This window comes from Clostridium sp. MF28 (assembly GCF_002969175.1).
Classification (GTDB): Bacteria; Bacillota; Clostridia; order Clostridiales; family Clostridiaceae; genus Clostridium; species Clostridium beijerinckii.
In genome coordinates this window covers 3,508,263-3,528,920 of record NZ_CP014331.1, presented here as the reverse complement: position 1 = coordinate 3,528,920, position 20,658 = coordinate 3,508,263, and the positions used below count along the sequence as shown (strand labels likewise).

18 protein-coding genes, 1 tRNA gene and 1 other annotated feature are annotated in these 20,658 nt (G+C 32.9%); all 19 genes read right to left on the bottom strand.

Going from position 1 to position 20,658, the window contains the following annotated elements:
- Positions 1 to 113 precede the first annotated feature (113 nt).
- Positions 114 to 3,650 (bottom strand): DNA-directed RNA polymerase subunit beta', encoded by a 3,537-nt coding sequence (gene rpoC, locus AXY43_RS15280; protein ID WP_023976907.1) that lies wholly within the window; start codon positions 3,648 to 3,650, stop codon positions 114 to 116.
- Between the two features lie 21 nt (positions 3,651 to 3,671).
- Positions 3,672 to 7,382 carry a DNA-directed RNA polymerase subunit beta gene (rpoB, locus tag AXY43_RS15275; protein WP_039772555.1) on the bottom strand — a complete coding sequence of 1,237 codons (3,711 nt, stop codon included), beginning with the start codon at positions 7,380 to 7,382 and terminating at the stop codon, positions 3,672 to 3,674.
- A gap of 324 nt (positions 7,383 to 7,706) precedes the next feature.
- A complete protein-coding gene (gene rplL / locus AXY43_RS15270; RefSeq protein ID WP_011967505.1) occupies positions 7,707 to 8,072 on the bottom strand; it encodes a 50S ribosomal protein L7/L12 in 366 nt (121 codons plus the stop codon).
- Positions 8,073 to 8,122: 50 nt separating this feature from the next.
- Positions 8,123 to 8,626, bottom strand: coding sequence for a 50S ribosomal protein L10 (rplJ, locus tag AXY43_RS15265; protein ID WP_023976909.1), 504 nt, complete (start codon positions 8,624 to 8,626; stop codon positions 8,123 to 8,125).
- A 35-nt stretch (positions 8,627 to 8,661) separates the two neighbouring features.
- Positions 8,662 to 8,787 (bottom strand) — a sequence feature (ribosomal protein L10 leader region).
- A gap of 43 nt (positions 8,788 to 8,830) precedes the next feature.
- The gene (gene rplA, locus AXY43_RS15260; protein WP_023976910.1) at positions 8,831 to 9,520 is read right to left on the bottom strand and encodes a 50S ribosomal protein L1; all 690 of its coding nucleotides are present in this window, start codon (positions 9,518 to 9,520) and stop codon (positions 8,831 to 8,833) included.
- A 54-nt stretch (positions 9,521 to 9,574) separates the two neighbouring features.
- Positions 9,575 to 10,000, bottom strand: coding sequence for a 50S ribosomal protein L11 (rplK, locus tag AXY43_RS15255; protein ID WP_008419834.1), 426 nt, complete (start codon positions 9,998 to 10,000; stop codon positions 9,575 to 9,577).
- A 78-nt stretch (positions 10,001 to 10,078) separates the two neighbouring features.
- Positions 10,079 to 10,600: a transcription termination/antitermination protein NusG gene (gene nusG / locus AXY43_RS15250; protein WP_023976911.1), complete on the bottom strand. Its 522-nt coding sequence runs from the start codon at positions 10,598 to 10,600 to the stop codon at positions 10,079 to 10,081.
- A gap of 37 nt (positions 10,601 to 10,637) precedes the next feature.
- Positions 10,638 to 10,868 (bottom strand): preprotein translocase subunit SecE, encoded by a 231-nt coding sequence (gene secE, locus AXY43_RS15245; protein ID WP_023976912.1) that lies wholly within the window; start codon positions 10,866 to 10,868, stop codon positions 10,638 to 10,640.
- Between the two features lie 48 nt (positions 10,869 to 10,916).
- The gene (rpmG, locus tag AXY43_RS15240) at positions 10,917 to 11,066 is read right to left on the bottom strand and encodes a 50S ribosomal protein L33 (RefSeq protein WP_002583138.1); all 150 of its coding nucleotides are present in this window, start codon (positions 11,064 to 11,066) and stop codon (positions 10,917 to 10,919) included.
- Positions 11,067 to 11,243: 177 nt separating this feature from the next.
- Complete coding sequence (gene tuf / locus AXY43_RS15235) at positions 11,244 to 12,437, bottom strand: elongation factor Tu (RefSeq protein ID WP_031276475.1); 1,194 nt, start codon at positions 12,435 to 12,437, stop codon at positions 11,244 to 11,246.
- Between the two features lie 65 nt (positions 12,438 to 12,502).
- A tRNA-Thr gene (locus AXY43_RS15230) sits at positions 12,503 to 12,578 on the bottom strand.
- 76 nt (positions 12,579 to 12,654) lie between these two features.
- Positions 12,655 to 13,302 carry an RNA polymerase sporulation sigma factor SigH gene (gene sigH / locus AXY43_RS15225; protein ID WP_023976573.1) on the bottom strand — a complete coding sequence of 216 codons (648 nt, stop codon included), beginning with the start codon at positions 13,300 to 13,302 and terminating at the stop codon, positions 12,655 to 12,657.
- Positions 13,303 to 13,361: 59 nt separating this feature from the next.
- A complete protein-coding gene (locus tag AXY43_RS15220; protein WP_011967497.1) occupies positions 13,362 to 13,874 on the bottom strand; it encodes an NYN domain-containing protein in 513 nt (170 codons plus the stop codon).
- Between the two features lie 13 nt (positions 13,875 to 13,887).
- Positions 13,888 to 14,661, bottom strand: a complete 774-nt coding sequence (gene rlmB / locus AXY43_RS15215; RefSeq protein WP_236886761.1) for a 23S rRNA (guanosine(2251)-2'-O)-methyltransferase RlmB — start codon at positions 14,659 to 14,661, stop codon at positions 13,888 to 13,890.
- Between the two features lie 159 nt (positions 14,662 to 14,820).
- Positions 14,821 to 15,234, bottom strand: a complete 414-nt coding sequence (locus AXY43_RS15210; RefSeq protein ID WP_023976575.1) for a Mini-ribonuclease 3 — start codon at positions 15,232 to 15,234, stop codon at positions 14,821 to 14,823.
- 49 nt (positions 15,235 to 15,283) lie between these two features.
- On the bottom strand, positions 15,284 to 16,684 hold the full coding sequence (cysS, locus tag AXY43_RS15205) for a cysteine--tRNA ligase (RefSeq protein WP_087703323.1): 1,401 nt from the start codon (positions 16,682 to 16,684) through the stop codon (positions 15,284 to 15,286).
- Between the two features lie 17 nt (positions 16,685 to 16,701).
- A complete protein-coding gene (locus AXY43_RS15200; RefSeq protein WP_039772853.1) occupies positions 16,702 to 18,414 on the bottom strand; it encodes a proline--tRNA ligase in 1,713 nt (570 codons plus the stop codon).
- Positions 18,415 to 18,808: 394 nt separating this feature from the next.
- The gene (gene ispD, locus AXY43_RS15195) at positions 18,809 to 19,489 is read right to left on the bottom strand and encodes a 2-C-methyl-D-erythritol 4-phosphate cytidylyltransferase (RefSeq protein WP_023976578.1); all 681 of its coding nucleotides are present in this window, start codon (positions 19,487 to 19,489) and stop codon (positions 18,809 to 18,811) included.
- Between the two features lie 21 nt (positions 19,490 to 19,510).
- Positions 19,511 to 20,611, bottom strand: a complete 1,101-nt coding sequence (locus AXY43_RS15190) for a PIN/TRAM domain-containing protein (RefSeq protein ID WP_011967491.1) — start codon at positions 20,609 to 20,611, stop codon at positions 19,511 to 19,513.
- Positions 20,612 to 20,658: the final 47 nt, after the last annotated feature.

The window sequence follows — 20,658 nt, the reverse complement described above, 5'->3', positions numbered from 1 at the left end:
TAAATTTACTTTTATAAAATGATATATTCACATTAATTTGTGTGATTTCACATTTAAAATCACACAAATTGTATTTTATCATTTAATTTTACACATGTCAATATAATACATGCTTATTCTTCAACAGTTTCTCCAATAGTTTCTTCAACCAATTCACTATCTGTTTCCACCTTTAAAGATCTATATCTCATCATTCCAGTACCAGCTGGAATAAGCTTACCAATTATTACATTTTCTTTTAATCCAACTAAAGGATCAACTTTTCCTTTAATTGCTGCTTCTGTTAGAACTCTTGTCGTTTCTTGGAACGAAGCTGCTGATAGAAAACTATCAGTTGCTAATGCTGCCTTAGTTATACCTAGTAGAGTTTGTTCTCCTTTTGCTTCTTCTCCACCAAATTCTCTTACTCTAGCATTTTCTTCATAGAAATCAAACATATCAATCATAGTTCCTGGTAATAATTCTGTATCTCCCGAGTCAACAATTTTTATCTTTCTAGTCATTTGTCTAACAACTACTTCTAAGTGTTTATCATTGATATCAACACCTTGTAGTCTATAAACCTTTTGAACCTCCGAAAGTAAATATCTTCTTGCTCCATCTATTCCTTTTATGCTCATTATATCATGAGGATTTACTGAACCTTCTGTAATTTCATCACCAGCTTCAATATAATCACTTTCATTGACTCTCAATCTTGATCCAAAAGGTATATCGTAACTACGTTCTTCTCCATCAGCACCCATAATTATTACTGTTCTCTTCTTCTTCGTCTCTTCTATTCTCGCAGTACCAGCAATTTCACTTACTATTGCAAGCCCTTTTGGCTTTCTAGCTTCAAATAGTTCTTCAACTCTAGGTAAACCTTGAGTGATATCTGCTCCTGCAACTCCACCGGTATGGAATGTTCTCATTGTAAGCTGTGTACCTGGTTCTCCAATTGATTGTGCTGCTATTATTCCAACAGCTTCTCCAATATCAATCTTTTTAGCTGTTGCCATATTCATACCATAACATCTAGCACACACACCAACTTTACATTTGCAAGTGAACACAGATCTAATTTTTACTTTCTTAATTCCTGCTGAAACTATCTTGTCAGCTGCATACGGATCCATATATTCATTTTTTGGATGTACTATATCACCAGTTTTTGGATCAACAATATCTTCTGCTGTATATCTACCAATTAATCTTTCTCTTAATTCTTCGATAACTTCATTACCTTCTTTAATTTCACTTACAAATATTCCTTCATCTGTACCACAATCTTCTTCTCTTACAATAACATCTTGAGAAACGTCAACAAGTCTTCTAGTTAAATATCCAGAATCCGCCGTCTTTAACGCTGTATCTGCATTACCTTTTCTAGCTCCATGAGTAGACAAGAAATATTCTATTACATCTAATCCTTCTTTAAATGATGCTCTTATAGGCAACTCTATAATCTTACCTGACGGACTGGCCATAAGACCTCTCATACCAGCTAATTGCTTAATCTGAGATTTTGATCCTCTGGCTCCAGAATCAGCCATCATATATATCGGATTAAATTTATCAAGACTATCCATTAATGCATTGGCTACATCTTCAGTTGTCTGAGTCCATTTTTCTATAACTCTTTCATATCTTTCTTCATCAGATATGAAACCTCTCTTATACATCTTTTCAATCTTTTCGATCGTTTCATCTGCTTCCTTAAGTAAATCATATTTCACTTTTGGAACTATTATATCTGATGAAGCAACTGTTACAGCGCCGATTGATGAATAATGATACCCTAATGCTTTAATATTATCAAGCATTATAGATGTTTTAACCGGACCATGCTTCATGTAACATTGATCGATTATCGTTCCTAATGACTTTTTCGTAGCTAAGAAATCAACTTCTAAATTGAACATATCTTCTTCATTTTCTCTATTGATTAATCCCAAGTTTTGCGGAATTGATTCATTAAATATAATCTTTCCAACTGTAGTTTTAATTATCTTAGACTTAACTACACCATCAATTTCTCTAAACATTCTAACATTTATTTGAGCATGTATATCAATTTCTTTAACTTCATATGCCATTATAGCTTCATCTTTGCTTGAGAATGTCATTCCATCCCCTTTTGCACCATTCTTATCCATGGTTAAATAGTATGATCCAAGAATCATATCTTGTGTTGGAACACAAACTGGTTTACCATCTGATGGCTTCAAAATATTTGTTGCAGCTAGCATTAAGAATCTAGCTTCTGCTTGAGCTTCTACTGACAATGGAAGATGGACAGCCATTTGGTCCCCATCAAAGTCAGCGTTATAAGCTGTACATGCTAACGGATGAAGTTTTATTGCTCTACCTTCTACTAATACAGGTTGGAATGCTTGAATACCAAGTCTGTGCAATGTAGGTGCACGGTTAAGTAATACTGGATGATCTGCAATTACCTCTTCCAATACATCCCATACTTGTGGTAATACTCTTTCAACCATTCTCTTGGCGCTCTTTATATTATGAGCTATTCCATCTTGTACAAGCTTTTTCATAACAAATGGTTTAAATAATTCTATTGCCATTTCCTTAGGAAGTCCGCATTGATACATTTTTAATTCTGGACCAACAACGATAACTGATCTACCTGAGTAGTCAACTCTCTTACCAAGTAAGTTTTGTCTAAATCTACCTTGTTTACCTTTTAACATATCTGAAAGAGATTTTAAAGGTCTATTTCCAGGTCCAGTTACTGGTCTTCCTCTTCTACCATTATCAATAAGTGCATCTACTGCCTCTTGAAGCATTCTTTTTTCATTTCTCACAATTATATCTGGAGCACCTAAATCTAATAACTTCTTTAATCTGTTATTTCTGTTTATTACTCTTCTATATAAATCATTTAAATCAGATGTCGCAAATCTTCCTCCATCTAATTGAACCATAGGTCTTAAATCTGGTGGTATTACTGGTATCACATTTATGACCATCCACTGTGGATCATTGCCTGATTTTCTAAACGATTCTACAACTTCTAGTCTTCTAATAATTCTAACTTTCTTTTGTCCCGAACTTTGCTTTAATTCTTCTTTAAGTTCTTTTGAAGAAGTTACTAAATCAATTTCATTTAGTAAATCTTGAATTGCTTCAGCTCCCATGCCTGCTACAAAGCTTTCATCTCCATATTTATCTACAGCTTCTCTATATTCCTTTTCATTAAGAAGCTGCTTCTTCAATAGTGGTGTTTCCTTCGGATCTATCACTATATAAGATGCAAAGTATAAAACTTTTTCCAAAGCTCTTGGCGACATATCTAAAATCAATCCCATTCTTGATGGAATTCCTTTAAAGTACCAAATATGAGATACTGGGGCAGCTAATTCTATATGCCCCATTCTTTCTCTTCTCACTTTAGCTTTTGTGACTTCAACTCCACATCTATCACAAACTATCCCTTTATATCTTACTCTTTTGTACTTTCCACAGTGACATTCCCAATCTTTCATTGGTCCAAAAATTCTTTCGCAGAATAAACCATCTCTCTCTGGTTTTAAAGTTCTATAGTTAATAGTTTCTGGTTTCTTAACTTCTCCTCTTGACCATTGTCTTATTTGTTCTGGAGATGCTAAGCCAATTTGTATTGCATCAAAATTATTTAATTCAAACAAGGGTAAATCCTCCCTTCAAAATTAGTGTTCATCATTAAAATCATCTAGTTCTAATTCAGTTTCAAGATCAGCTATATCGACACTCTCATCATAATCAATTTCATCTATGTCTTCATCAGTGTTTTGATCATAACTATCGTCCTCTAATACATCTGGTTCCGGCACCATGATCTCTTCACTGCCTTCTATATTAACTTCTAAATTTGCCATATCCTCATCCACAAATTCTTTTAAAGTAACTTCTTCATGTGCATCATTTAATACTTTAATATCCAGACACAATGCTTGTAACTCTTTAATAAGAACTTTGAACGATTCCGGTACTCCTGGTTCAGGTATATTTTCCCCTTTTACTATAGCCTCATATGTCTTCACTCTACCTACAACATCATCTGACTTAACAGTTAATATTTCCTGAAGTGTATGTGCCGCTCCATATGCTTCTAATGCCCAAACCTCCATTTCACCAAATCTTTGACCACCAAATTGAGCTTTACCTCCTAATGGTTGTTGAGTAACCAATGAATATGGTCCTGTAGATCTAGCGTGAATCTTATCATCTACTAAATGGTGAAGTTTTAAAATATACATTATACCAACAGTTACTGGATTATCAAACGGTTCTCCAGTTCTACCATCATATAATATAGTTTTAGCATCTTCTCTAAATCCTGCTTTTATCATGCATTCTGTGATTTCAGGTTGTGTTGCACCATCAAATACAGGTGTAGCTATATGCCATCCTAAATGGCTAGCTGCCCAACCTAAGTGAACTTCAAGTACCTGACCTATATTCATACGAGAAGGTACTCCTAATGGATTTAAGCATATTTGAAGAGGTCTACCGTCCGGTAAGAATGGCATATCTTCTTCTGGTAATATTCTAGAGATAACCCCCTTATTACCATGACGTCCTGCCATTTTATCCCCAACTGAAATTTTTCTTTTTTGTGCAATATAACATCTTACAAGTTCATTTACTCCTGGGTTTAATTCATCCCCATTTTCTCTTGTAAATACTTTTATATCAACTATTATTCCAGCTTCACCGTGAGGTACTCTTAATGAGGTATCTCTTACTTCTCTTGCCTTTTCACCAAAAATTGCTCTTAACAATCTTTCTTCTGCTGTAAGCTCAGTTTCACCTTTTGGCGTTACTTTTCCAACCAATATGTCTCCTGATCTCACTTCTGCACCGATTCGTATGATTCCTCTGTCATCTACATCCTTAAGTGCATCATCACTTACGTTTGGTATGTCTCTTGTAATTTCCTCTGGTCCTAACTTCGTATCTCTAGCTTCACATTCATATTCTTCTATATGCATAGATGTAAAGACATCTTCTCTGACCAATTCTTCTGAAATTAACATAGCATCTTCGTAATTATAACCTTCCCAAGTTATGAATCCCATTCTGATGTTCTTACCTAATGCAATTTCACCTAAATCTGTAGATGGACCATCTGCAATAACTTGATTCTTGTATACTATTTCTCCCGTATCAACTATCGGTCTTTGATTAATACAAGTTCCTGAGTTACTTCTCTTAAACTTTAATAATTTATATACATCTGTACCACCATCTGAGTCTCTCTTAACACGAATCTCACTACCCGAAACATAAGTAACTACTCCAGCATTCTTTGCCTTTGGTAATACCCCTGAGTCAACAGCAGCTTTAAATTCGATTCCTGTTCCAACTATTGGCGCTTGAGGACTTAATAATGGAACTGCTTGACGTTGCATGTTTGAACCCATAAGCGCTCTTGATGCATCATCATTTTCAAGGAATGGTATCATCGCAGTTGCAACAGATACAATTTGTCTTGCAGATACATCTATTAAATCAACGTCAGTTGTTGGAACAACTAATATATCCTCTAAATGTCTTACTCTGACCTTTTTATTTATAAAGTACCCATTTTCATCCATGGGCTCCTTTGCTTCAGCTATTAAACATTGATCTTCTTCATCAGCAGTGAAATATCTTATTTCATCTGTAGCTCTTCCATTTTCTTTGTCAACAATTCTATATGGCGTTTCAATAAATCCATACTCATTAACTTTTGCGAAAGTTGCTAACGAATTTATAAGACCTATATTAGGACCTTCTGGTGTCTCAATTGGACACATTCTACCATAATGTGAATGGTGAACGTCTCTTACTTCAAAACCAGCTCTTTCTCTTGAAAGTCCTCCTGGTCCTAATGCCGATAATCTTCTCTTATGCGTAAGTTCTGATAATGGATTTGTTTGATCCATGAACTGTGATAATTGTGAACTACCAAAAAATTCTTTGATAGCTGCTGCTACCGGCCTTATATTAATTAACATTTGAGGAGTTATAGCTTCTTGATCTTGAATAGTCATTCTTTCCTTAACTACTCTTTCCATTCTAGATAGACCAATTCTAAATTGGTTCTGCAATAATTCCCCTACAGATCTCAATCTTCTATTACCTAAATGATCTATATCATCAACATAACCTATTCCATAAGTTAATCCTAGTTCATAGCTTATAGTTGCAAATATATCATCTCTTATAATATGTTTAGGAATAAGTTTACTAATATTCTTCTTGATTTCCTCTTTAATACTTACTTCATCAGAAAAATTATCTAATATTTCCTTCAAAGTAGGATAATGAACTAATTCTTTTATCCCTAGGTCTGAAATATCAAAAGAAACTTGTTTCTTCAAATCTACAAAGTTATTACTAATTACTCTAATAACTTTATCTTCTATTAATACATCAACCGATTTAACACCTGCATTCTGAATCTCTTCAGCTACTAATCTACTTATTTTCTGACCCTTCTCCACCATTATTTCTCCAGTTTGTGGATTAACAATATCAGTGGCTGCTACTTGGTTAGCTATTCTTAGATTTAATGCAAGTTTTTTATTAAATTTATATCTTCCGACTCTAGATAAATCATATCTTTTTGCGTCAAAGAATAATGTATCAATTAAAGATATAGCACTATCTACTGTTGGTGGTTCACCAGGTCTCAATCTCTTATATATTTCAAGTAGTGCTTCCTCTTTAGTTTTAGTATTATCTTTTTCTATTGAAGCTCTAAATCTTTCTTCTTCGCCGAAGAAATCTAGCAACTCCTGATCACTGCCTAATCCCATAGCTCTTGCTAATATACTAATTGACAATTTTCTGGTTTTATCAATTCTTACATAAATTACATCATTAGAATCTGTTTCGTATTCCAACCATGCTCCTCTATTAGGGATAACAGTTGATGAATATAACTTTTTACCACTCTTATCTATAGAGTAGTTATAATATACACCCGGTGATCTTACTAATTGACTAACTATAACTCTTTCAGCACCATTAATTACAAAGGTACCTTGCTCTGTCATTAATGGGAAGTCACCCATAAATACTTCTTGTTCTTTAATTTCACCAGTTTCATTATTCTGCAATCTGATTGAAACTTTTAATGGCGCAGCATAAGTCGCGTCTCTTTCCTTACATTCTTCGACAGAATACTTGATATTTTCCATATCAAGTTTATAGTCTACGAACTCAAGTACTAAATTCCCCGTGAAGTTTGTGATAGGATTAATATCATCAAAAACTTCATGCAGCCCTTCTCTTAAAAACCATTCATATGAATCTAATTGAACCTCAATTAAATTCGGCATTTCAGTAACATCATTAACCTTACCGAAACTCATTCTTGTTCTTTTTCCAACTTGGACAGGATGTACCATGAATTTTCACCCCTTGTATAAAATAAACTAAAATAGCCAAAAGCATACTTTCCCTAAGGACTTTGCTTTCGGACAGCGTCTTTCTATAGTATAACCATTATTCACCAGATTATACTCCTTATTTCCACTATAAATATATAGTATTCCATAGAGAATAATACATTATATTATAATATCATAGGATATTTTTCTTGTCAATAAATATTATTAAAGAATCCTTTTTAAAGCTATATAAAATACCTATTTACCTAACAAGCATTTTATATAGCTTTATAAATTTAGTTTAAAAAAGGTGCTATAAAGCACCTTTTTCTTTAAAACAAACTACTTAACTTCTGCAGTAGCTCCTACTTCAGCTAATTTAGCTTTCATATCTTCAGCTTCGTCTTTAGAAACGCCTTCTTTTAATGTCTTAGGAGCTCCATCAACTATTTCCTTAGCTTCTTTTAATCCTAATCCTGTTATTTCTCTAACTACTTTGATAACTTTAATCTTGTTATCTCCTGCGCTTGCTAATACTACGTCGAATTCAGTTTTTTCTTCAGCAGCAGCTCCACCAGCTACAGCTCCACCAGCTACAACAGCAGCAGCAGCACTTACTCCAAATTCTTCTTCACAAGCCTTTACTAATTCATTTAAATCTAAAACGCTCATTTCTTTTATTGCTTGAATTATTTCTTCTCTTGTCATTTTTAATAGCACCTCCGAATTTTTTCTTAAAATTTTAATTAATCTTTAAATTATTCTGCAGATTCAGTTCCCTTGCTATCAGCAATAGCACTTAATACACGTGCAAAGCTTGATATTGGAGACTTGATACTTCCAAGAAGTTTTGCAATAAGAACTTCTTTTGATGGTATTGTTGCAAGCTGTTTAATTTTAGCTTCATCATAGATTTCTCCTTCTATGATACCAGCTTTTAATTCCAACTTCTTATGATCTTTAGCAAAGTCATTTAAAAGTCTTGCAGCTAATGTTACATCTTCATAACTAAATGCAACAGATACTGGTCCTTCTAAATATTCTGCTATACCATCTAAGCCTAATTCTTTAGCTGCTAAAGCTACTAAAGTATTTTTATATACTTTGTATTCAACTCCAGCGTCTCTTAAACTTTTTCTAAGAGCTGTATCTTCTTCAACATTTAGACCTTGATACTTACTAAGAACAACAGCTTTTGATTTTTCTAATTTTTCCTTAATTTCAGCAACTTTTGCTTCTTTAAGTTGTCTGTTTTTATTCATTACTGTAGTCCACCTCCTCACAGTTATAAACTGCTTCTTTTATTAAAAAAGACCTTCCGCAGACATGGAAGGCCTATAATATAATCTATTATATACACCTAGGCGGGCAGTTATCTTTACGCTTTCGCACCCACTGTCTACGGAAAAAATATTTTCTTTTTACAACATTTGAAATTATACTACATAATTTCACTCAAGTCAATACTAATCTAAAGCTCTTGTAGGATTAACTTTTGCACTTGGCCCCATTGTACTTGAAACAGATACTGATTTTAAGTATTGCCCTTTTGCTGCTGCTGGTTTAGCTTTAACTAAAGCTTCCATTAATGCAGTAAAGTTTTCTTTTAATTTTTCAGTTCCAAATGATTTTTTTCCAATTGGACAGTGAACTATTGCTGTTTTATCTACTCTATATTCAACTTTACCAGCTTTAATTTCTTCAATTGCCTTAGCAACATCAAATGTTACTGTTCCTGACTTTGGATTTGGCATTAGTCCTTTAGGTCCTAACACTCTACCAATTCTACCTACAACTCCCATCATATCTGGTGTTGCAACAACTACGTCATAATCAAACCAGTTTTCGCTTTGGATTTTTTGAACTAGTTCATCTGCTCCAACGAAATCTGCTCCTGCTTGTTGTGCTTCTGCAGCCTTATCTCCTTTAGCAAAAACAAGTACTCTAACTGTTTTACCTGTTCCGTTTGGTAATACAACTGCACCTCTAACTTGTTGATCTGCATGTCTTGGATCTACTCCAAGTCTTACATGTAATTCGATAGTTTCATCGAAGTTTGCCTTTGCAGTCTTTAATGTAAGATCTAATGCTTCTACTGGATTATATAATGCACTCTTATCTATAAGCTTTGCACTTTCAATGTATTTTTTTCCCATAATTTGCCTCCTCTGTGGTGTTAACGGTTTTGACCTCCCACTTATTTTTACGAATTACTCTTCAATAGTTACGCCCATACTTCTAGCTGTTCCTGCTATCATTCTCATAGCTGATTCAACATTTGCAGCATTTAAGTCTGGCATCTTAGTTTCAGCAATCTTTCTAAGTTGATCTTGAGTTAATTTACCAACCTTTGTTTTATTAGGTACTCCAGAACCACTTTCTAATCCTATTTCTTTCTTAATTAGAACTGCAGCTGGAGGAGTCTTTAATATAAAACTAAAAGATCTGTCTTGGTAAACTGTAATAACTACTGGTATTATATACCCAGCTTGATTTGCAGTTTTTGCATTAAACTCCTTACAGAATCCCATTATATTTACACCGTGTTGACCTAAAGCTGGACCTACAGGTGGAGCTGGTGTTGCCTTACCTGCTTGAAGTTGAAGTTTAATCATTCCAGTTACTTTCTTAGCCATTTTTGTTATTCCTCCTATTACTGTGGTATAACGAACTCTTTTTAGTTCTCCCACTTAATTAAAATTAGTTCATTATAGTTAAACTAATTTTTCAACTTGATTAAAGTCTAATTCGGCAAGTGTTTCTCTGCCAAACATCTCCACTAAAGCTTTCACTTTGCGTTTATCCGGAATTATCTCTTGTATTGTGGCTACTGAATCTCTCAATGGCCCAGAGATAATTCTTATACTTTCCCCTACCTCTAAGTCAATCTCAACAGGAACTTCTAACACTCCCATTGATTCCACTTCTTCATCAGAAAGAGGAACTGGTTTAGATCCTGGGCCTACAAATCCTGTTACGCCTCTAGTATTTCTAACAACGTACCAAGCTTCATCTCCCATTAACATTTTTACAAGCACATATCCAGGAAATTTCTTCTTTAATGAGACTTTTTGCTTTCCATCTTTTTCTTCAACCACTTCTTCCATGGGTACTTGTATATCATGGATTAATGCTTCAAGATTTCTATTTTCAATTGCTTTTTCTAAGTTTGCTTTTACTTTATTTTCATATCCTGAGTATGTATGAACTACATACCATCGTGCTCTATCACTCATATTCGTCAGGCGATATAAAATCGCCCAAACCTCCCTTTTACTTGAAATTTAAAATCATTTTAAAGAGGTTATTGAAAATAGAATCCAATCCACCAACTAATATAGTATACATTAGTGTGAACACAATAACTGCAACAAATGCTTTCTTTGTCTCATCTTTTGAAGGCCAAGTTATCTTCTTAACCTCTACCTTAACCTCTCGAAAAAAACCAAACAAACCATTACTTTTAATAGCTTTTTCAGTTTTCACACTGTTCTTTGCTGACATATCTTCACATCCTTAAATTTAATAACTATATGTCATTACTTCGGCTAATTACTTTGTTTCTCTATGAAGAGTGTGCTTTTTACAGAATTTACAATACTTTTTCATTTCTAATCTATCTGGATCATTCTTTTTGTTTTTCATTGAATCATAATTTCTTTGTTTACACTCTGTGCATGCTAAAGTTACTTTTGTTCTCATGACTGCACCTCCAGTTTTCTTATATATTAAATAGGAATCTTGAGTTCCTATTCACTTCTAAAATTTACGTTGCTTAAAATGTCACTTTTATACAATATCATAGAATATTTGACTTGTCAATCATCCTTTAAATAGGACTAAGTTATACAACTTAGTCCTATTAGTAATAAATGTATCTTATTCTACTATTTTAGTAACAACTCCAGAACCTACAGTTCTTCCGCCTTCTCTGATAGCAAATCTTAATCCTTCATCCATTGCGATTGGAGTGATTAATTCAACATTCATATCAATGTGATCTCCAGGCATTACCATTTCCATTCCGTCTGGTAATTTGATTGATCCTGTAACGTCTGTTGTTCTGAAGTAGAATTGTGGTCTGTATCCATCGAAGAATGGAGTATGTCTTCCACCTTCTTCTTTCTTAAGTACGTATACTTGACCTACAAATTTAGTATGAGGATGTACTGAATTTGGTTTTGATAAAACTTGACCTCTTTCAATATCAGTTCTTTGAACTCCTCTTAATAATGCTCCGATGTTATCTCCTGCTTGCGCTTCATCCAATAACTTTCTGAACATTTCGATTCCAGTTACTACAACTTTCTTCTTTTCTTCACTTAATCCAACGATTTCTACTTCATCTCCTACATGAAGTACTCCAGCTTCAACTCTTCCTGTTGCAACTGTTCCTCTTCCTGTAATTGTGAATACATCTTCGATTGGCATTAAGAACGGCTTATCTGTTGCTCTTTCTGGAGTTGGGATATAGCTATCTACTGCTTCCATTAAATCCATGATTGGCTTAATTGCTTCTTCATCTGTTGGATTTTCTAATGCTTTTAATGCTGATCCTGTTATTACTGGAATATCGTCTCCTGGGAAGTCATATTCACTTAATAATTCTCTTACTTCCATTTCTACTAATTCTAATAATTCTGGATCGTCTACCATATCTGCTTTATTTAAGAATACTACGATATATTGGATACCAACTCTTGATCCTAGTAGTATATGTTCTCTTGTTTGTGGCATTGGACCATCTGCTGCTGATACAACTAAGATAGCTCCATCCATTTGTGCTGCTCCTGTGATCATGTTCTTAACATAGTCAGCATGCCCTGGACAGTCAACGTGCGCATAGTGTCTGTTTTCTGTTTGGTACTCAACGTGTGCTGTATTGATTGTGATTCCTCTTTCTTTTTCTTCTGGAGCCTTATCAATATCTGCATAGTTAAATGCTTCTGCAAATCCTTTATTTGCTAATACTGTTGTGATTGCTGCTGTTAATGTTGTCTTACCATGGTCTACGTGACCTATTGTTCCAATATTAACGTGTGGCTTACTTCTTTCATACTTTGCTTTTGCCATTATAATTTTCCTCCCTTATTATCTTCTAATAAACTTGGCCTAGTGTTTTTTTATTTTTTATTATTTGGAGCTCACAATCGGAATCGAACCGACGACCTCCACCTTACCAAGGTGACGCTCTGCCGACTGAGCTATGTGAGCGTTCAAAATTGCTATCTTCTTTGATATACCAATTATAAAGTTTACTATTATTCTTTTTATTTGTCAATATAAATTATCACTTTAAATCTAAGCATTTTTCTAATTTTCTCTTTACTCTTTGTAATGCATTATCTATCGACTTCGAATGTCGTTCTAAATCACTTGCAATCTCCTGATAAGATTTTCCATCTAGGTATGAAGTAAGAACCTCTAATTCCAAATCTGATAACACTTTCGAAATCTTTTTCTCGATATAATCCATTTGTTCCTTACTAATCATTAGCTCTTCAGGATCTGAAATTTTCAATCCTGCCAAAACATCAAGGAGAGTTCTCTCTGATTCCTCTTCATATATTGGCTTATTTAAAGAGACATAAGTATTTAACGGAATATGTTTCTGCCTAGTAGCTGTTTTTATTGCAGTTATTATTTGTCTGATTACACATATTTCTGCAAAGGCTTTAAATGATGTTGATTTTTCTGCATTAAAATCTCTGATAGCCTTATATAAACCTATCATCCCTTCTTGATAAATGTCTTCCTTGTCGGCTCCAATTAAAAAATATGATTTAGCCTTCGACTTCACAAAGTTCTCATATTTTGAAATCAAATATTCTTGCGCCCTACTATTACCACTCTTAGCTTTCGCAACAATTTCTTCGTCTGATTTATCTTTGAAATCTAAAAAACCTTTCAACTGCTTATTCTCAACTCTCTTCTGCATTAAACTAACCACTCGTTTAGACAATTATACCCCAGTAAAATTATGTTAGTCAACTGAATTTACTTACTTCTTCTGATTTCTTCTAATATTTTGACTATCCTATCATCTATATTATCACTTATTATATTTTTCTGTGAAATTCTGTTCTTATCTGCTTTATTTTTTATAGACTTCTCTATCCTTAGAACCTCATTATAAAATTCTAAAGATGACATTCTAACTGCACCTCTTTGAAAAATTGTTTGCTGCTCTAAGCTATCAGATGTTACAACAACTATTTCATGTTTCCTTCCTAGAGCATTTACTTGTTTCTCAATATAACTATCCGCAGTTTCTCCATCCTTTGTAAATACTACTGATATATTTCTATTTACCTCTTCTTTCTTTTCAATACTCCCAGTAACTTTATGAGCATCAAATACTAATATTATTCTACAAGCATTAAAAACTCCATAATTATGTAAAGTATCTATAAGAGTTTGTCTTGCACCCTCAAAGCTAGAATCTTTTTTTTGTTTTAAATTAGGCCAACTATTTATAACATTATATCCATCTACAAAAATAGTTTTCACGATATACCTCTCTCTATTTCAATCGTCCTTTTAAAACTTCATACATAATTATACCACCAGCTACAGATGCGTTTAAAGAATTAATCTTTCCGACCATTGGTATTTTTATTAGCTTATCACACTTTTCCACCGTTAATTTTGAAATACCTCTCCCTTCATTTCCAATTATAACCGCACAAGGTCCTCCAAAATCTACTTGGTAGCTATATTCTTCTGCTCTTATGTCCGCCCCATAAATCCAGATCCCCTTTTCTTTTAGTTCCTCTATTGTCGAATTTAAATTTGTTACTTTGGCTATTTTTACATGTTCTATTGCTCCAACCGAAGATTTATAAACGGTTGTACTTACAGATGCACTTCTTCTCTTTGGGAGTATAATTCCATGAACTCCAAATAATTCTGCAGTTCTTACTATTGATCCTAAATTATGCGGATCTTCAACCTCATCCAATATAACTATGAACGGAGCTTCCCCTCTTTTCTCTGCTAAATCCAATATATCCGATACTTCTGAATATTTATATGGAGTTACTTTTGCTATTACCCCTTGATGTACTTCTCCACCACACATTGAATCAAGTTTTCTTTTATCCACTTCTTTTATTAATATTTTATTTTCTTTTGCCAAACCAACAATAGTTTTTATTGAACCTTCTAATTTACTATTAGATATATATAGTGTTTCGATCGTTCTTTCTCCTCTTAGAGCTTCAATTACAGCATTTCTTCCAATAACTATATCTTCTCTCTCTTCAATAGCGCTTGTTGATTTATCATTTCCTACCATATTATCTTTCTTAGTTTTATTTTTTACCTGATTATAGCTTTTAGCTTTACCTTTTGATTCAGTTACAGATTTATCTTTATCTTCCATAAACTTGCCATTTGAAATATTTTTTTTCAGTTTACTATTCATTATAAACCCTCCTTTTTTTAATTTTATACACTAATTAATAATTTCAATACTTCTATCAAATATAAATTCTAATCTTTCCTTATCCCCCACTAGGTATAGATAACCAATTAATGCTTCAAACCCAGTCGCCATTCTATAATCCCTTATCTCTGCATTCTTAGGTACAGTAGGTGATTTCGCATTTCTTCCTCTTTTATAAACCGCTTCTTCCTCCTCATTTAGGAGATTCTCAATTTCATGCATTATACACGCCTGACTTTTTGCTTTTACATATCCAATTGCCTTCACATGTATCTTATTTGCAGATAACGCTGTATTTTGAGTCAAAATATAATTTCTAATAAAAACTTCAAACACACCATCACCTATTAATGCCAATTGTAATGAATTCAACATTCTTACTTCATCTTTTGAAAATTTTCTAATTCTTAAGTCATCTAACATTATAATTCTCCTTTAAATAAGGGTTGCAAAAATGCAACCCTTCCTTTAATTAATCAATCTTTTTCCATCTAACACCCTGTGGTGTATCTTCCAAAATTATATTTCTGCTTTTTAAATCATCTCTTATTTTATCCGCAAGTGCAAAATCTTTATTTTTTCTGGCTTGCTGTCTCTTTTCAATAAGCTCCTGAATTTCTGTTTCCAAATCCTTCTCAATACGATCTTGAAGTATACCTAGTGGATTTCCTAGTTCTCTAACCATTGATTCTGCTTTCTCACATAATTCAGAGGATGAACTAATATTCACATTATTGTTAATATCTTTAGTCAAATCAAACAATACTGAAATAGCATCTGCTGTATTAAAATCATCATCCATCTTCTCAATAAATTTTTCTCTATATTTATCTAAAGACTTTAGATATTTTTCTTCCGCTTCATCCATTAATTTTTTAGTCACTTCATCTTTTAAATTTTCAAGATTATTTATGCAATTATATAATCTTTCTATTGATGATTTTGCTGAATCTAAAAGTTCCTTAGTAAAATTTATTTGTATTCTATAGTGTCCAGACAACATCAAAAACCTTATTGCATCCGAACTATATTCCTCAAGAACTTCTCTTGCGGTAAAGAAGTTATTTAATGATTTTGACATTTTCTTATTATCTACATTAACAAATGCTGCATGGAGCCAATAATTTGCAAATGGTTTTCCTGTTAGAGCTTCACTTTGAGCTATTTCATTTTCATGATGCGGGAATCTTAAATCCATACCACCTGCATGAATATCTATTGTATCTCCCAACAATTTCTTCGCCATGCACGAACACTCTATATGCCACCCAGGCCTTCCAGGTCCCCAAGGGCTTCCCCAAGCAGGTTCACCTGGCTTTTGTGCTTTCCACACTGCAAAATCCATAGGATCTTTCTTTCTTTCATCAACAGATATTCTTGCACCAACCTGCAAATCATCTAAGTTCTGTCCTACCAATTTTCCATAATTATCAAATTTTTTTGTGCTATAATAAACATCACCATCAACTTCATAAGCAAATCCTGCTTCAATCAACTCTTCAACAAATTTGATTATATCATGAATATATTCTGTTGCTCTAGGATTTACAGTAGCTCTTTCAATCTTTAACGAATCGGCATCTTGGTAGTATTCTTTTATATATTTATCTCCAAGCTCTTTTACTGTAATTCCCTCATCATTAGCTTTATTAATCATTTTATCGTCTATGTCAGTAAAGTTTTGGACAAATCTAACCTTGTATCCTCTATACTCCAAATATCTCCTTATAGTATCAAAGACAATAAATGTTCTTCCATTACCTATGTGAAAAAAATTATATACAGTTGGCCCACAGACGTACATTTTAACTTCGCCAGGAATAATAGGGATAAACTCTTCTTTTTGTCTTGTTAAAGTATTAAATACCCTCATTAATTTACCTCCTAAAATTATTTTAGTTTTATTTTGTTTTTCTCAAATTCACCTTTTATTATATTATAAACATCTTCTATTTTGATTACTTCCATTTCTCCATCTCTAAGTTTAAATTCAATTTCTCCCTCATTAATCTTTTTACCTACTGTTATTCTCATTGGTATTCCCATTAATTCTGAATCTTTGAATTTCACTCCTGCTCTTTCATTTCTATCATCTAAAAGAGCTTCTATTCCAGCACTTGTTAATTTTTCATAAATTTCATTTGCAATTCTAGCTTGTTCCTCATCTTTTACATTAACAGGAATTACAGAAACATGGTATGGTGCAACAGACAATGGCCATACTATACCATTCTCATCATGATGTTGCTCAATTATAGATGCCATTGTTCTTGTAACTCCAATTCCATAGCATCCCATTATAAATGGCTTTTCTTTTCCATCTTCATCTATAAACTTAGCATTCATGGCTTCCGAATATTTAGTACCAAGTTTAAATATATGCCCTACTTCTGTTCCTCTTGCAATAGTAACCTTACCACCGCAAACTGGGCACTTTTCACCTTCAGTTACGTTTCTATAATCTCCTATTACACCTTCAAAGTCTCTTCCATAATTCACATTATTAATATGGTAACCTGTTTCATTAGCACCCACAATAAAGTTATACATATTAGCTACTTCTTCATCAACTAATAGCATATCTACTTTTATCCCCATTGGTCCCGCGAATCCTATTTCTGCTCCCGTTGCCTTTTTTACATCTTCTGAACTAGCAAGATCTAGATTAATCACTTCACCAATTGCATTGCTAACCTTAACCTCATTAATTTCTCTATCACCCCTAACCATAACTGCTACTATTTTGCCATCTGCATTAAACAAGATAGTCTTTGCGAATTTTTTTTCATTAGTACCGAAAAACTTAACCAATTCATCTATAGTTTTTGTATTAGGTGTCTCAACTTTATTTATTTCCTTAAATTCTTGTTTTAACTCTTTCTCTGCTGGTGATGAAGCTTTCTCGATATTTGCTGCATAGTTACATTCACCACAAAATACCACATCATCCTCTCCAACTTCCGATTTAACCATAAACTCTGCTGAATTTGAACCACCAATAGCACCAGAATCAGCAGCAACACATTTTGCATCCAAACCACATCTATTAAATATTTTTACATATGCATCATGCATTTTATCATAAGCTAAATCTAGCCCACCTTGATCTTTATCAAAGCTATAAGCATCCTTCATTACAAATTCCCTAGATCTCATCACCCCAAACCTAGGTCTACGCTCATCTCTATACTTTGTTTGGATCTGATATAAATTAAGAGGTAATTGCTTGTAAGACTTAATTTCATTTCTCGCTATATCTGTAAATACTTCTTCATGAGTTGGCCCTAAACAGAAATCTCTATCACCTCTATCTTTTAATCTAAACATTTCTGCTCCATATGCATCCCATCTACCAGATTCCTGCCATAATTCAGCTGGAATAATAGCTGATGCTAGAAATTCCTGCGCACCTGCTGCATTCATTTCTTCCCTAATTATATCCTCAACTTTTTTTAAAACTTTTAATCCAAGAGGCATATAATTATATACTCCTGCAGCCATTTTTCTTATCATTCCAGCTCTTAACATAAGCTTATGGCTATCAATCTCTGCTTCCGCTGGTACTTCTCTTAATGTTGATATTAACATACTAGACATTTTCATTTGGTGTTCCTCCTAAAATAATATTGGTTAAATTGCGAATAATATTTTATATATGATGTAATAAAATCTGAATATCAGATTTTACAAATAATTAATAGGTTAAAAATATATAATTAGATAAATAAAAAAGCCCCCCTAATAATATATATTAGGGCGAACTTTATATCGCGGTACCACCTAAATTTGTTCTCTAACAATGATAACGGTTTTAGACCGATAGTTTTTCCCTATACTCAAAAGCTGGTTCAAAGCCTGTTTAAAAGTCTTTCAGCCCACGGACTTTTTCTCTTATATAATCGGCTTCTACTATTCTTCATCAACGTTTTACAATCTTAATTAAATTTTATTTTAATATATTATAACTTCCTGAATTTAGCCTGTCAATACATTATCACTATACTATATCTTTTACAAAATACTCTGCAAGTATTAAATCTTCCGGTGTAGTTATTTTTATATTTTTATAATCACCCTCATAAATATAAACTTTATGCCCAAAAAGTTCTACCACACTAGTATCATCAGTAACTGATATACATCTTTTCTTTATCTCTTTATGGCATTCATATATCAGGTTAAAATCAAAAGCTTGTGGCGTTTGAATTGCAACAAGTTCACTTCTAACTAAAGTATCGACTGAAAAATTATTACCATCTTTAATTTTTATAGTATCTTTCGGCATAACTCCAGGTGCTGCAGCTTTATAGCGCTTAGCATATTCAACCGCATCATTTATTATTTTCTGAGATGCAAATGGCCTAGCTCCATCATGAATTAATACTATATCAGATTTTTCTAATTTCTCCAAGGCGTTATATACTGATTCTTGTCTTTCGCTCCCACCAGATACTAAATCATCTATTTTTAATCCATATTTATTTAATACTTCTCTTTTACAATAATCTTTTTCATCTTCAGGCACTACTAAAATGATCTTATCTATTAAATCATTTTCTATAAACTGTTTTAACGTGTAATAAAGAATGGGCGCACCATTCAAATCAATATATTGCTTGCTTTGAATATAACCCATTCTCTTACCTCTGCCTCCAGCTAATACTATCGCACTAACCATACAGAAAACTCTCCTTAACTTTTAATTATCTTTTGGTTTTGCAAAAATCATTCGTCCAGCTGCTGTCTGAAGAACTGATGTAACTATAACACTTGTTGTTTGTCCTATGTATTTTCTTCCACCTTCAACAACAATCATAGTTCCATCTTCTAAATACGCAACACCTTGGCTTGATTCTTTCCCATCCTTTACTATATCAATTGTCATTTCTTCACCAGGTAATACTACTGGTTTTATTGCATTTGATAATTCATTTATATTTAATACCGGTACTCCTTGAAACTCAGCCACTTTATTTAGATTATAATCATTAGTTATAACCTTTCCTTCCATCTTTTGTGCAAGTTTAAGCAACTTTGCATCAACTTCTGCAATTTTAGGAAAATCATCTTCTACAATTTGAGTTTCTATGGCTAGCTCTTTTTGTATTTTATTTAATATATCTAGACCTCTTCTTCCTCTATTTCTTTTTAGTGAATCAGAAGAATCGGATATATGCCTTAATTCATCCAATACAAAGTTAGGTATAACCAGTGGTCCTTCAACAAATCCAGTCTCACAAATATCAAATATTCTTCCATCAATTATAACTGATGTATCTAATACTTTCGGAATTCCTTTTATAGACTCTTTTATTACCTCTTTAACTTTTTTCTCTTTAATTACAGGCTTTTTCATATTAACAAGAAGAGCTGTTATATCTTCCTTTTTTTTAATCATTATTTCTGCACCTATTATAGCAGCTAACACATTTAATAAAATTAATAAAATTGGCCCAATTATATTTATATCATTTATTGGTTTTGCAATAAATGTCATAAGAATTAAAGCAATTACAGCTCCAAAAGTTCCATAAATGATTTCAGTTATGCTCATTTTTTGCATACTCTTTTCAATATACTCAATTAAATTAGAAATTCCTTTGTATATAATAGGAGAAATAATATAAAATATAAGTCCAAAGATAAAAGATATAATAATAATAAATAAAACTCTAGTAATAGTGGTTGAAATGTAAGTCAAATTATCAACCTGAGGGATTGTAAGTAATATTTCAGATATGAAATATCCTAGTATCAATCCAATTACAGAAAAAATTCCCCTTAATAGTCTTTTTAACACATACTTCACCTCCTTCTAATTATTTACAATTAGATAGTATTTTAATC

Excerpts from the sequence above, each read along its gene's own strand:
- AXY43_RS15200 (WP_039772853.1), bottom strand. The coding sequence starts at position 18,414 with ATGAAAATGTCTAGTATGTTAATATCAACATTAAGAGAAGTACCAGCG.
- secE (WP_023976912.1), bottom strand. The coding sequence starts at position 10,868 with ATGTCAGCAAAGAACAGTGTGAAAACTGAAAAAGCTATTAAAAGTAAT.
- cysS (WP_087703323.1), bottom strand. The coding sequence starts at position 16,684 with ATGAGGGTATTTAATACTTTAACAAGACAAAAAGAAGAGTTTATCCCT.
- nusG (WP_023976911.1), bottom strand. The coding sequence starts at position 10,600 with ATGAGTGATAGAGCACGATGGTATGTAGTTCATACATACTCAGGATAT.
- ispD (WP_023976578.1), bottom strand. The coding sequence starts at position 19,489 with ATGGTTAGTGCGATAGTATTAGCTGGAGGCAGAGGTAAGAGAATGGGT.
- AXY43_RS15210 (WP_023976575.1), bottom strand. The coding sequence starts at position 15,234 with ATGTTAGATGACTTAAGAATTAGAAAATTTTCAAAAGATGAAGTAAGA.
- rplL (WP_011967505.1), bottom strand. The coding sequence starts at position 8,072 with ATGACAAGAGAAGAAATAATTCAAGCAATAAAAGAAATGAGCGTTTTA.
- rpoB (WP_039772555.1), bottom strand. The coding sequence starts at position 7,382 with ATGGTACATCCTGTCCAAGTTGGAAAAAGAACAAGAATGAGTTTCGGT.
- rplK (WP_008419834.1), bottom strand. The coding sequence starts at position 10,000 with ATGGCTAAGAAAGTAACTGGAATGATTAAACTTCAACTTCAAGCAGGT.
- rplA (WP_023976910.1), bottom strand. The coding sequence starts at position 9,520 with ATGGGAAAAAAATACATTGAAAGTGCAAAGCTTATAGATAAGAGTGCA.
- sigH (WP_023976573.1), bottom strand. The coding sequence starts at position 13,302 with ATGCAGAAGAGAGTTGAGAATAAGCAGTTGAAAGGTTTTTTAGATTTC.
- rpmG (WP_002583138.1), bottom strand. The coding sequence starts at position 11,066 with ATGAGAACAAAAGTAACTTTAGCATGCACAGAGTGTAAACAAAGAAAT.
- tuf (WP_031276475.1), bottom strand. The coding sequence starts at position 12,437 with ATGGCAAAAGCAAAGTATGAAAGAAGTAAGCCACACGTTAATATTGGA.
- rlmB (WP_236886761.1), bottom strand. The coding sequence starts at position 14,661 with ATGGTAGGAAATGATAAATCAACAAGCGCTATTGAAGAGAGAGAAGAT.
- rplJ (WP_023976909.1), bottom strand. The coding sequence starts at position 8,626 with ATGAATAAAAACAGACAACTTAAAGAAGCAAAAGTTGCTGAAATTAAG.